Genomic DNA, 12306 nt, shown 5'->3' with positions numbered 1-12306 from the left:
TGCCGCTTCAACGGGAGACCGTTCAACGGCCGATCCGGTTAACCGGAGACCGTTCAACCTCACCGGCGGTAAGGACGGTCCGGCGCCCGTCCTGGCCGGCGGCCGGACTACGCGTACCGCTCGCGCAGCTTGTACTTGAGGACTTTGCGCAGGGCGTCGTTGCGGGGGAGGGCGTCGACCAGTTCCAGCTGTTCGGGGAGCTTGTGCGGGGACAGGCCCTGGGCGCGCAGGTGTGCCGTCAGCTGCGGCAGGGTCAGCGGGGCCGCGTCCGGGGGCTGTTCGACGACCGCGCAGACGCGTTCGCCGCGTTCCGGGTCGGGGAGGCCGATGACGGCCACGTCGGCTATCGCCGGGAGCTGGTGGAGCAGGTCCTCGATCTCCTTCGCGGAGATGTTCTCGCCCTTGCGGATGATGACGTCCTTGCTGCGGCCCGTCAGGACCAGGTAGCCGTCCTTCGTGAGGTGGCCGAGGTCGCCCGTGATCAGGTAGTCGTCGGCGTCGAAGACCTCGGACCGGGCGTCGCGGTTGAGGTAGCCCTGGCAGACCGCCTCGCCGCGCAGCCGGACCTCGCCGTCCGTGTCCGGGGGGAGCGGCTCGCCGTCCGGCGTCGTGATGCGGATCGTCATGCCAGCCGGGGGGCGGCCCTCCGTCGTGGCGAGGTGTTCCGCGGTGTCGTCCGGGGCGCCCATGGTGATCATCGGGACCTCGGTCATGCCGTAGCCGTGGGTCAGCTGGCATCCCAGTTCGCGGACGACGGCGTGGTAGATCTCCGGCGGCTTCGGGGCGCCGCCCCCTGCGAGCAGGCGCAGGGTCGGGATGAGCGGGACGCCCGGGGCCTTGCGCTGCTCCGTGAGGAACATCGAGTAGAAGGCCGTGGAGCCGCCCGCGACCGTGACCCCGTGGCGCCGGTAGCCGGCCAGCGCGTCCGGCATCGCGAACTTCTCGAAGAGGACCGCCGGGAAGCCGTAGAGCAGCAGCATCACCGTGTAGTCGGGGCCGGCGATGTGGGCGAACGGGAAGGCCATCGAGCCGACGTCGTCCGGCGACAGGTGCAGGGCGTGGGCCAGGCAGGAACCGCCCGCGATGAGCGACCGGTCGGTGTGCAGGACGCCCTTGGGGTCCGAGGTGGTGCCCGAGGTCCAGTAGATCCAGCGGACGGAGGTGCCTTCCGCGGGCGGCGGGGGCAGGGTGGCCGGGTCCCCGTCCGGGAGGGAGTCGTAGGCCTCGAAGATCCCGCGCGCGCCGAGCCGCTCGGCCATGGCCGTGTGGTCGAAGCCCCGCCAGACGCCCGGGACGGCGAAGAACTCGGCCCGGGACTCGCGCAGCGCGAAGCCGACCTCGCGGTCCCGGTAGAAGGGGATCACCGGGGTCTGGACGGCCCCGATCCGGGCCAGGGCGAGGGAGAGCAGGACCGTCTCGATCCGGGTGGGCAGTTGCCAGGCGACGACCGTGCCCGGGCGTACGCCCATCCCGTACAGGCCCGCCGCGACGCGTTCGCAGCGGTCGCGCAGCTCGGCGAAGGTGAGGGTGCGGTCGTCGGCGGGGGCGTCGGCCGCCTCGATCAGCACCGGCGCGCCGGGGGTCAGCGCGGCCCGCCGGACGATCAGCTCCCACAGGGTGGGGGACCGGCCCAGCCGTACCGCGGTGTCCCTGCTGCCCGCGCTTCCCGTTGATTGCGTGCTGTCCGTGCTGCCCGACATCCCAGGCCTCCCCTTGGCTGACGGTACGTCAGATCAAGCGGAGAGCGTAGGGCTCCGGCGCTTGTCGGTCCAGGGGTGGCGGAGCTAGCTTGTTTCTGACGATCCATCAGATTCATTCGGCTTGCGGCGAGGGGAAACCATGGAACTGCCTCGGATCATCAGCGTCGACGACCACGTCATCGAACCCGCACACCTCTTCGACGTCTGGCTGCCGGCCAAGTACCGGGATCGCGGGCCCAAGCCGCTCACCGCGGGCATCGGCGAGCTCGCGTACACGGGCGGCAAGTACGTGATCTCCATGGACCCCGACGGTCCGCCGACCGACTGGTGGATCTACGAGGACCTGAAGTTCCCGTACAAGCGCAACATCGCCGCCGTCGGCTTCGACCGCGACGACATGACCCTCGAAGGCATCACCCGCGAGGAGATGCGCCGCGGCTGCTGGGACCCCAAGGCGCGCCTCGCCGACATGGACCTCAACCACGTCGAGGCCTCCCTCTGCTTCCCGACCTTCCCGCGCTTCTGCGGCCAGACCTTCGCCGAGGCGAAGGACAAGGAAGTCGCCCTCGCCTGTGTGCGCGCCTACAACGACTGGATGGTCGAGGAGTGGTGCGGCGACAGCGGCGGCCGGCTCATCCCGCTCTGCATCATCCCGCTCTGGGACATCGACCTCGCCGTGGCCGAGATCCGGCGCAACGCCGCCCGCGGGGTCCGCGCGGTGACCTTCTCCGAGATCCCCACCTACCTCGGGCTCCCCTCCATCCACTCCGGCTACTGGGACCCCTTCTTCGCCGTCTGCCAGGAGACGGGCACGGTCGTCAACATGCACATCGGGTCCAGCTCCCAGATGCCCGCCGCCTCGCCCGACGCGCCGCCCGCCGTCCAGGCCTCGCTCAGCTTCAACAACGCCATGGCCTCGATGATGGACTTCCTGTTCAGCGGGGTGCTGGTCAAGTTCCCGACGCTGAAGCTGGCGTACAGCGAGGGCCAGATGGGCTGGATCCCGTACGCCCTCGAACGTGCCGACGACGTCTGGCAGGAGCACCGCGCCTGGGGCGGGGTCCGCGACCTGATCCCCGAGCCGCCGTCCACGTACTACTACCGGCAGATGTTCTGCTGCTTCTTCCGCGACAAGCACGGCATCGCCTCGCTCGACGTCGTCGGCCGCGACAACGCCACCTTCGAGACCGACTACCCGCACGTCGACTCGACCTTCCCGCACACCAAGGACGTCGCCCTCGACCACGTGAAGGGCCTCGACGAGGAGACGGTCTACAAGCTGATGCGCGGCAACGCCATCCGCATGCTCGGCCTGTCCTTCGACCAGGACCGCAAGGGCCGCTGATGGACCTGACCCCCACCGCGGAGGAGCAGGACTTCCGGGCCCGGCTGCGTGAATGGCTCGGCAAGACGCTGCCCGAGCTGCCCGCCAGACCCTCCCCCGACGACTGGCCGGGCCGACGGGCCTACGACACCGGCTGGCAGCGCAGGCTCTACGACGCCGGGTACGCCGGCCTGCACTGGCCCGTGGACGCGGGCGGCCGCGGGGCAACCCCCACCCAGCACCTGATCTTCCTGGAGGAGACCGAGCGGGCCGGCGCCCCGTACGTCGGCGCCAACTTCGTCGGCCTGCTGCACGCAGGCCCGACCATCGCCGCCGAGGGCACGGCGGCGCAGCGGGCGCGCTGGCTGCCGCCCGTCCTGCGCGGGGACGAGGTGTGGTGCCAGGGGTTCAGCGAGCCCGGCGCGGGCTCCGACCTGGCCGCGCTGCGGACCCGCGCCGTGCGGGACGGCGACGACTACGTGATCACCGGTTCGAAGATCTGGACCTCGCACGCGGAGGTCGCCGACTGGTGCGAGCTGCTCGTGCGCACGGACCCCGTCAGCGAGAGCGTCCCCAAGCACCGGGGGATCTCCTGGTTGGCCATGCCGATGGACGTGCCCGGGGTGACCGTACGGCCGCTGCGCACGCTCGCCGGGTCGACCGAGTTCGCGGAGGTGTTCCTCGACGAGGTCCGGGTGCCCGTCGCGAACCGGGTCGGCGCCGAGAACGACGGCTGGCGCGTCACCATGGTCACCCTCTCCTTCGAGCGGGGGACGGCCTTCGTCGGCGAGGTCGTAGCCTGCCGCCGCACCCTGGGTGCGCTCGCGCGCACCGCGCGGGCGAACGGCCGCTGGGACGATCCGGTGCTGCGGCGCCGCCTCGGGCGGTTGTACGGGGAGTTCGGCGCCCTGTGGCGGCTCACCCAGTGGAACGTCAGCGAGTCCCAGGCCTCCGGCGGGGTCCCCGGCGTCGGCGGCTCCGTCTTCAAGCTCGCCTACTCGCACGCCCGGCAGGAGCTGTACGACGCCGCCGCCGAGGTGCTGGGCGCGGACTCGCTCGCGCTGGACGAGGAATGGGTGCTGGACCGGCTCTCGTCCCTCTCGTACACGATCGCGGCGGGCACTTCGCAGATCCAGCAGAACATCGTCGCCGAGCGGATCCTCGGCCTCCCGAAGGGCCGGTGAGGGTCGTGGACTTCCGGTTGACCGAGGAGCAGCGGGACCTGCGGGCCGGCGTACGGGAACTGCTGGCGGGCAGGTACGGGCGCGAGGCGCTACGGGCCTCGGTGGACTCCGGCGGGGCCCTGGACCGGGAACTGTGGCGGCAGCTCGGTGAGGCCGGGTTCTTCGCCCTGCGGCTCCCGGAGGCGGACGGCGGGGTCGGGCTCGGGCTGCCGGAGGCGGTCCTCGTCTTCGAGGAGGCCGGGCGGGCGTTGCTGCCGGGGCCGCTGGTCGCCACGCACCTGGCGGCCGGAGCGGTCCCGGGAGCGGCGGCGGGCACCGCCGTGGTCACCGCGTTCGACCTCGGCGGGCCGCTGGTGGCCCACCTCGCGGACGCGGACGCGGTACTCGGTGCGGCGTCGCTCCCTCCGGGCGAGCCGGTGCGCTGCGCCGACCCGCTCACCCCGCTGCACCGGGTGGCCGCACCGGAGGGCGCCGGGGACGCGGCGGCTGCGGCAGCCGCGGCGGCCGCGTATCGGGACGAGGGCGCGCTGCTGACGGCCGCCCTCCAGGTCGGCAGCGCGCTGCGCACGGTGGAGCTGGCGGTGCGGTACGCGGGCGAGCGCGAGCAGTTCGGGCAGCCGATCGGGGCGTTCCAGGCGGTCAAGCACCTGTGCGCGCAGATGCTGGTGCGGGCGGAGGTGGCCCGTACGGCGCTCTACGCGGCAGCGGTGACCGCGGACCCGGCAGAGGTGGCCGGGGCCAAGATGCTGGCCGACGGGGCCGCCGTACGCAATGCCCGGGATTGCCTGCAGGTGTACGGAGGAATGGGTTTCACTTGGGAGGCCGATGTGCACCTGCACCTCAAACGGGCCTGGGTGCGCGCCGAGCAGTGGCGGACGGCGGGCGAGGCCGAGGAACTGCTCGCGGCGGAGCTGGCGGCCGTCGCAGAGTAGCTCGCTGTCACGGAACGGGGCACGGTCGGGACGACGCGGGACGCATGTCCGATTACAGAGAGTTGATATCGGTTTGTGTCCTTGGCCCGCCCCATTGCGGCCCGGAGACGGGGGCCTGCTCCGGTACGCTCCCGGGAATGCGAGCGGCCCAGCAGCGCGAGCGACGCGCAGTATGCACCATGCCTACTCCTTCGCGCTGGAATATGCCCGAAGCGCTTGTTGTGGTGACTGTATGTCAACCATGCTGCTCGGCAAGGGGATCACACTCGGTGATCCCGTCCTGTCGCGAGGCGAAGTGTCCGCCGGTTCGGATGGTGTGAGCGGTGCAGGTGCTTCAGGTTCAGCTGGAGGTAGGACCGGATCCCGCCGAGGTCGGCCGGGCCCGCCGCTGGGCGCGGTCCCGGCTGGCGGGGTCGGGCATAGGGGACGACGAACCGCTCGCCGAGACGCTGATCCTGCTGATCTCGGAGCTGGTGACCAACGCCGTCGTGCACACCGGCTGTCCGGCCGTCCTGCGGATGCTCTTCGGGGAGCCGGGCGTACGCGTCGAGGTGGCCGACACCAGCGCCCGCGGGCCGGCCCGGCGGCAGGCCGCCGGCGACGACACGGGCGGGCGCGGGCTGGAGCTGGTCGACGGACTGGCCGACCGCTGGGGCTGGCAGCGCGAGGGCGCCGGCAAGCGGATCTGGTGCGAGGTCGACCGCGCCGAGAGGCCCGGGGAGCGCGCATCCGAGCGGGGCGAAGGCTCGAACAGGGTGTGCGGGTCGACTCGGGAACCGCGCGTGTACCTCTAACGAGGTGTTGACGGTTCGTCAACTGTTGATCACCCTTGTACTGAGCGATTCGTCGCGAGGGGACGCCAAGGGCAGACCTTGACGAGTGCGGGTCGTGGGGTGGCGGCTGCCGTGCCGCGCTCGGGGCGCGCACGACCGTACGCCGCCACCCGCTGGACCGCGCCGCCTTCACCTGGGCGGCGTGACCAGCCCCATCTCGTACGCCTTGATGACCAGTTGCACCCGGTCGCGGGCGTCCAGCTTCGTCAGCAGCCGCGCCACGTGCGACTTGGTCGTCGCCACCGTGATGTACAGGTCCTGCGCGATCTCGCCGTTCGACCGGCCGCGCCCCACGAGGGTCAACACCTCCTGCTCCCGGCCGGTGATCGCCGGGACCCGCTCGGGGCCGGGCGCCGCCCCCGAGACGAAGTCCGCTATCAGACGGCGCGTGACGCCCGGCGCGATGAGGGCGTCGCCCGCCGCGACCACACGGACCGCCGCGAGGAGGTCGTCCAGCGCCATGTCCTTCACGGCGAAACCGCTCGCACCGGCGCGCAGCGCCCCGTACACGTGCTCGTCCTCGTCGAACGTGGTCAGGATCAGCACGCGGGCCGCGCCCGGGCCGGCCGTGATCCGGCGGGTGGCCTCGATGCCGTCCATCTCCGGCATCCGGATGTCCATCACCACCACGTCGGGGGCCAGCTCGGCGGTCAGCCGGACCGCCTCGGCGCCGTTCGCGGCCTCACCCACGACCTCCAGATCCGGGGTGTCGGCCATCAGGACGCGCAGTCCCGACCGCACCAGGGGCTGGTCGTCGGCGAGCAGGACGCGGATGTCGCTCATCGCTTCTCCTCCCGTTCCGGGGCGGGCCCTCGTCGTTCCTGTTCCAGCGGCAGGACCGCCGCCACCCGGAAGCCGCCCCCCGGCAGGGACCCGGCCTCGAACCGGCCGTTCAGCACGGCGGTGCGCTCCCGCATGCCCGTGATCCCGAATCCGGCGCCGGCCGGGTCGTCTTCCGTGGCGCCCCGCCCGTCGTCGCTGATCTCCAGGGCCAGTTCGCCCGGCCCGTACGCGATGCCCACCCGGCAGGCATCGGCCCGCGCGTGCCGGACGACGTTGGTCAGTGCCTCCTGCACGATGCGGAACGCGGCCAGCTCGATGTCGGACGGCAGCGGCCGCCGGTCCCCCGACCACACCACGTCCACGCGTAGGTCCGTATCGCTCGCGGCGGTCGCGGCGAGCCGGTCGATGCCGTCCAGGCCCGGCGCGGGCGCCAGCGACGCGGGCTCGCTGCGGCGTAGGGCGACCAGTGTGCGGCGCAGGCCGGCCAGGGTCTCGCGGCTGGTGGCCTCGATGGCCTGCAGGGCCTGGCGGGCCTGCGCGGGCTGCGTGTCGATGACCCGGCTGCCGACCCCGGCCTGGATGGCGATGACGCCGATGCTGTGGGCGACCATGTCGTGCAACTCGCGGGCGATGCGCAGCCGCTCGTCGGTGAGGGCCTGCTCGGTGGCCCGGGCGTGCGCCTGCGCGGCGGACTCGCGGCCGCGCCGCACCGAGTCCCCCATCAGCCAGGAGAGGACGACGATCGGCAGCTGGCTCTGGACGAGCGGGATCGACAACCCGCGCGCGGGCACGGCGAACTGGGCTACCAGCAGCACCAGGACGGTGACGCTCACTGCCGCCAGGGCCGTTCTCCGCGAGCGGGTGGCGGCGACTGTGCCGAGCGCGACCGCGGTGGGCAGCACCAGCGCGAGCGTGAGCCCGGGCGCGTTGGTCAGGAACAGCATGAGGTGGGTGGCGAGGAGCATCAGGCCGAGCGTCAGGAGCGGTGCCCGCCGCACTAGGAAGGCAGCGGTCGCCACTCCGAGGATGCCGATGAGCGGCCCCACGTCGAAGATCCGGGGCCCGATGCCGAGGGGGGCCTGCTGCGGTGCGAGGCAGGAGAGGGCGAAGGCGATCAGCCCGGCCCCCGTCCAGAGGGCCGCGGTCTGCCACCGTGACGCCGTCCGTCTCCCGCCCGTTTGCGCTGATGAGGTGTCCATGTCGCGACACTAACGACCGTTGCGGGCACCGGCATCGGCCCCGGGGATGCAGCCCGGAGGATGGTGCCGGCGCCCGGCGGGTGCCTCAGAGGACGGCCACCGGGGCGACCGGGGTGCCCACGCCGCCGACGAACGGCTCCGGCATGGCCGACAGCAGGAAGTCGTACCGGTTTTCTTCTGCACAGGCTGTGGACAACTTTTCGAGGTTCCAGTTCTGGCCCTGGTGCATGCCCATCTCGACCAGGTCCAGGGCGTGCACCGGCAGCCACAGGTTCTCGATCTCCGGCGGGAAGATCTCGAAGGTCAGGGTGTCATTGGCGACGGCCGCCACGTCCCGCGCGTGGAACCACTCGGGCGTACGGACGGACAGTCCGGGCGAGGGGAAGCCGTAGCCGTGCTTGTCGCCCGCCAGGTAGACCTGGATCTGCCCGGTCCGGACGAGGACGACGTCCCCGGCGCGTACGGTCACGCCGCCGAACTCCTCGGCCTGCGCCAGGTCCTCGGGGGTCACCGCGTGGCCGCCGGGCAGTCGGTCGAGGCCCTTCGCGGCGGCCACGTCCAGCAGGACGCCCCGCGAGACGATGTGCCCGGCCTTCTCGATGCCGCTGAACTCGGCGCGCCCGTGGGCCGTGACGGTGCCGGCCGGGCGGCCGTTGTAGATCTTCCCCGAGTGGGAGACGTGCGTGAGCGCGTCCCAGTGCGTCCCGGCCTGGAGCCCCATGGTCACGGCGTCGTCGCTGCAGGCCACCGTGCCCGGCCCGAAGAGCTCCTGGTTGATCTGCACCATCGTGTGCAGGGGGTTGATCCGGCCGGGGATCAGGCCGGCCTGGACCCCGTCCTCCTTGAGCGGGAGCGCGAGCGGGATCCGGCGGCCCGAGCGGACCCCTGCCGCGGCCGCCCGGACGACCTCGTCGGTGATCAGGTTCAGGCTGCCGATCTCGTCGTCAGCGCCCCAGCGGCCCCAGTTGTTGATGCGCTTGGCGATGTCGTGGAACTCGGGGGGCATGCCCATGGCTTCATCGACTCCTTGTCGCGGGAGATGTGAACGGGGGCTTGTGCAGCCGCATCCGACTGCCCATAGAATCTAACGGTCCGTCAGAAAACGCGGGAAGGGGTCGGGCGTGGGGAACTTCTTGGCAGGCAAGGTCGTCGCCGTCACCGGTGCGGGCCGGGGCATCGGACGGGCCGTGGCACTCGCCGCGGCCGCCGAGGGCGCCAGGGTCGTCGTCAACGACTACGGGGTCGGCATCGAAGGCGGCGAACCCACCAGCGAGATCGCCGAAGCCGTGGTGAAGGAGATCATCGCGGGCGGCGGCGAGGCCGTCGCCGTCGCCGACGACATCTCCACCATGGCGGGCGGCCAGCGCATCGTCGACACCGCCCTCGCGCAGTTCGGCCGCATCGACGGCGTCGTGTGCGTCGCCGGCATCCTGCGCGAGCGGATGCTGTTCAACATGTCCGAGGAGGAGTGGGACCCCGTCGTCGCCACCCACCTCAAGGGCACCTTCACCGTCTTCCGCGCCGCATCCGCCGTCATGCGCCGCCAGGGCTCCGGCACCCTCATCGGCTTCACCAGCGGCAACCACCAGGGCTCCGTCGCCCAGGCCAACTACAGCGCGGCCAAGGGCGGCATCATCTCCCTCGTCCGCTCCGCCGCCCTGGGCCTGGCCAAGTACGGCGTCACGGCCAACGCCGTCGCACCCGTCGCCCGCACCCGCATGTCGGCGAACGTTCCCATGGAGCTCAAGGAGATCGGCGAACCGGAGGACGTCGCGGCCCTGGTCACCTACCTCCTCTCCGACAAGGCGGTCGCCACCGGCGGCGAGAGGATCACCGGGCAGGTCTACACGATCGCCGGACCGAAGATCGCCGTCTGGGCGCAGCCGCGCGAGCTGCGCGCCGGCTACGCCGAAGGCTCCTGGACACCGGAGAAGATCGCCGACTTCCTGCCCGGGACGGTCGGCACGGACCCGATGCCGATGCTCGCGCAGCTGGAGGCCATGGCCAAGGCGGCGGCCGCCAAGGACCGCCCCAACGCGTAGGGGAGCCCCGACGACATGGACTTCAGCTTCGGGCCCGACGACGAGGAACTGCGCGTCCGCGCCCGCGCCTGGCTCACCGAGCACCTCGTGGGCCCGTACGTGCAGGTCCTCGGCCGCGGCGGGCCCGGCAGCGAGCACGAGGGGATCGACGCCCGGCGCGCATGGGAACGCGAACTCGGCCGTGGCGGCTGGATCGGCCAGGGCTGGGTGACCGGTCCGGGCGAGGGCTACGGCAACCGGCGGCTCTCCCTCACCGGCCAGGTCGTCTGGGCCGAGGAGTACGCGGCGCTGCGCGCCCCCGGCCGGGTCGGCCACATCGGCGAGAACCTCCTCGCGCCGACCCTGATCGCGTACGGCTCCCCGGAGCAGCGGGACCGCTTCTTGCCCGCCATCGCGCGCGGCGAGGAACTGTGGTGCCAGGGGTACAGCGAGCCGGACGCCGGCTCGGACCTCGCGGGCATCCGTACGACGGCGGTGCGCGAACCCCGCCCCGGAACCGACGGCCCGTTCCGCGTCACCGGGCAGAAGATCTGGACCTCGCTCGCCCGGGAAGCCGACTGGTGCTTCGTACTGGCCCGTACCGAGCCCGGCTCCCGGCGCCACCACGGGCTGTCCTTCCTGCTCGTACGGATGGACCAGCCCGGGCGGGTCGAGGTCCGGCCGATCCGCCAGATGTCGGGGACCTCGGAGTTCAACGAGGTGTTCTTCGACGGGGCGGTGGCCGCAGAGGTCGTAGGCGGGGAGGGCAACGGTTGGACCGTGGCCATGGGGCTCCTCGCCCTGGAACGCGGGGTGTCCACACTGGTCCAGCAGATCGGGTTCGCGGCAGAGCTGGAGCGGGTGGTGGAGGTCTGCCTGGCCTCGGGCGCGGCGGACCCCGTACTGCGCGACCGCCTCGTACGGCAGTGGGCGGAACTGCGCACCATGCGCTGGAACGCCCTGCGGACCCTGGGCACCACCGGCGATCCGGGCGCCCCGAGCGTGGCCAAGCTGCTGTGGGGCGGCTGGCACCGGCGGCTCGGCGAGCTGGCCGTCGCGGTCCGGGGAGCTACGGCCTGCGCCGGGCCCGCGGACTGGGCGCCCGGCCTCCCGTACGAACTCGGACTCGACGAGGAGCAGCGCCTGTTCCTGTTCACCCGCGCCGACACGATCTACGGCGGCTCGGACGAGATCCAGCGGAACATCATCGCCGAGCGCGTGCTCGGCCTGCCTAAGGAGCCCAGGTGAGAGGCGTCGTGTTCGACGGCAAGCAGGCCCAGGTGGTCGACGATCTGGAGATCCGCGACCCGGGGCCGGGGGAGGTGCTGGTCGCGATCACGGCGGCCGGGCTGTGCCACAGCGACCTGTCGGTGATCGACGGGACGATACCCTTCCCGCCACCGGTGGTACTGGGCCACGAGGGCGCCGGGGTGGTGGAGGCGGTCGGGACCGGAGTGACGCACGTGGCGCCGGGTGATCACGTCTCCCTGTCGACCCTGGCGAACTGCGGGGCCTGCGCCGACTGCGACCGGGGCCGGCCCACCATGTGCCGCAAGGCGATCGGAATGCCGGGGCAGCCGTTCTCCCGCGGCGGGAAGCCGCTGTTCCAGTTCGCCTCCAACTCGGCCTTCGCGGAACGGACGATCGTCAAGGCCGTCCAGGCCGTGAAGATCCCGGCCGACATCCCGCCGACCTCGGCGGCGCTCATCGGCTGCGGCGTCCTGACCGGCGTGGGGGCCGTACTGAACCGGGCCGGGGTCGACCACGGCGAGTCGGTGGTCGTCATCGGCACGGGCGGCATCGGGCTCAACGTGCTCCAGGGCGCCCGGATCGCGGGCGCGGGCACCATCGTGGCGGTGGACGCCAACCCGGCGAAGGAGGCGGTGGCCCGGCAGTTCGGGGCCACGCACTTCATCGACGCCTCGGCCGTGACGGACTCCTCGGCGGCGGTCCGCGAGATCCTTCCGACGGGCACCGACCACGCCTTCGAGTGCGTCGGCAACGTCAAGCTGATCCGCCAGGCCGTCGACCTCCTCGACCGGCACGGACAGGCGGTCCTCCTCGGGGTGCCCGGCTTCAAGGAAGAGGCTTCCTTCCAGGTCTCGTCCATGTACCTCGACAAGACCATCATGGGCTGCCGGTACGGCTCCTCCCGCCCGCAGCGGGACATCGCCCTCTACGCCGAGCTCTACCGGCAGGGAAGGCTGCTGCTCGACGAACTCGTCACCGAGGTCTACCCGATCGAGGACTTCGCCAAGGCCGTGGACGACGCCCGGCACGGCCGCGTGGCCCGCGGGGTGCTCACGTTCTGACGCGGGGCGCCCGCTCCA

General features: G+C 72.2%; 11 protein-coding genes. 7 read left to right on the top strand and 4 right to left on the bottom strand.

Annotated elements, in window-relative coordinates:
- Positions 1 to 107 precede the first annotated feature (107 nt).
- Positions 108 to 1700 carry a class I adenylate-forming enzyme family protein gene (locus OHA65_RS16940; protein ID WP_405762083.1) on the bottom strand — a complete coding sequence of 531 codons (1593 nt, stop codon included), beginning with the start codon at positions 1698 to 1700 and terminating at the stop codon, positions 108 to 110.
- Between the two features lie 139 nt (positions 1701 to 1839).
- Here OHA65_RS16940 and OHA65_RS16935 point away from each other — a divergent pair, with 139 nt between their 5' ends.
- The 4 genes from OHA65_RS16935 to OHA65_RS16920 all read left to right on the top strand — a co-directional run bounded on the left by OHA65_RS16935 (position 1840) and on the right by OHA65_RS16920 (position 5934).
- Positions 1840 to 3045: an amidohydrolase family protein gene (locus OHA65_RS16935; RefSeq protein ID WP_327283941.1), complete on the top strand. Its 1206-nt coding sequence runs from the start codon at positions 1840 to 1842 to the stop codon at positions 3043 to 3045.
- A complete protein-coding gene (locus OHA65_RS16930) occupies positions 3045 to 4208 on the top strand; it encodes an acyl-CoA dehydrogenase family protein (RefSeq protein ID WP_327283940.1) in 1164 nt (387 codons plus the stop codon). Before OHA65_RS16935 ends, OHA65_RS16930 begins: the two co-directional genes overlap by 1 nt.
- Positions 4209 to 4213: 5 nt before the next feature.
- Entirely contained in the window at positions 4214 to 5140 is a 927-nt protein-coding gene (locus tag OHA65_RS16925; protein WP_327283939.1) for an acyl-CoA dehydrogenase family protein, read from the top strand.
- Positions 5141 to 5463: 323 nt separating this feature from the next.
- Positions 5464 to 5934 carry an ATP-binding protein gene (locus OHA65_RS16920; protein WP_327283938.1) on the top strand — a complete coding sequence of 157 codons (471 nt, stop codon included), beginning with the start codon at positions 5464 to 5466 and terminating at the stop codon, positions 5932 to 5934.
- A gap of 168 nt (positions 5935 to 6102) precedes the next feature.
- Here the strand turns inward: OHA65_RS16920 and OHA65_RS16915 are convergent, their stop codons facing one another.
- The 3 genes from OHA65_RS16915 to OHA65_RS16905 all read right to left on the bottom strand — a co-directional run bounded on the left by OHA65_RS16915 (position 6103) and on the right by OHA65_RS16905 (position 8967).
- Positions 6103 to 6756 (bottom strand): response regulator transcription factor, encoded by a 654-nt coding sequence (locus tag OHA65_RS16915; RefSeq protein WP_327283937.1) that lies wholly within the window; start codon positions 6754 to 6756, stop codon positions 6103 to 6105.
- Positions 6753 to 7955, bottom strand: a complete 1203-nt coding sequence (locus OHA65_RS16910; RefSeq protein ID WP_405762081.1) for a sensor histidine kinase — start codon at positions 7953 to 7955, stop codon at positions 6753 to 6755. Before OHA65_RS16910 ends, OHA65_RS16915 begins: the two co-directional genes overlap by 4 nt.
- 85 nt (positions 7956 to 8040) lie before the next feature.
- Positions 8041 to 8967, bottom strand: coding sequence for a cyclase family protein (locus OHA65_RS16905; protein WP_327283935.1), 927 nt, complete (start codon positions 8965 to 8967; stop codon positions 8041 to 8043).
- Between the two features lie 109 nt (positions 8968 to 9076).
- Between OHA65_RS16905 and OHA65_RS16900 the strand changes: the two genes are divergently transcribed.
- Genes OHA65_RS16900 through OHA65_RS16890 form a run of 3 tightly spaced genes read left to right on the top strand, consistent with a single transcriptional unit; the run spans position 9077 to position 12288 of the window.
- The gene (locus tag OHA65_RS16900) at positions 9077 to 9997 is read left to right on the top strand and encodes an SDR family oxidoreductase (protein ID WP_327283934.1); all 921 of its coding nucleotides are present in this window, start codon (positions 9077 to 9079) and stop codon (positions 9995 to 9997) included.
- A 15-nt stretch (positions 9998 to 10012) separates the two neighbouring features.
- Positions 10013 to 11224 (top strand): acyl-CoA dehydrogenase family protein, encoded by a 1212-nt coding sequence (locus OHA65_RS16895; RefSeq protein ID WP_327283933.1) that lies wholly within the window; start codon positions 10013 to 10015, stop codon positions 11222 to 11224.
- Positions 11221 to 12288 carry a Zn-dependent alcohol dehydrogenase gene (locus OHA65_RS16890; RefSeq protein ID WP_327283932.1) on the top strand — a complete coding sequence of 356 codons (1068 nt, stop codon included), beginning with the start codon at positions 11221 to 11223 and terminating at the stop codon, positions 12286 to 12288. Before OHA65_RS16895 ends, OHA65_RS16890 begins: the two co-directional genes overlap by 4 nt.
- Positions 12289 to 12306 lie beyond the last annotated feature (18 nt).

Source organism: Streptomyces sp. NBC_00045 (assembly GCF_045041095.1).
GTDB lineage: Bacteria > Actinomycetota > Actinomycetes > Streptomycetales > Streptomycetaceae > Streptomyces.
Note: the sequence above shows the minus strand (reverse complement) of the source record. Positions and strands in the feature narration are given on the sequence as shown.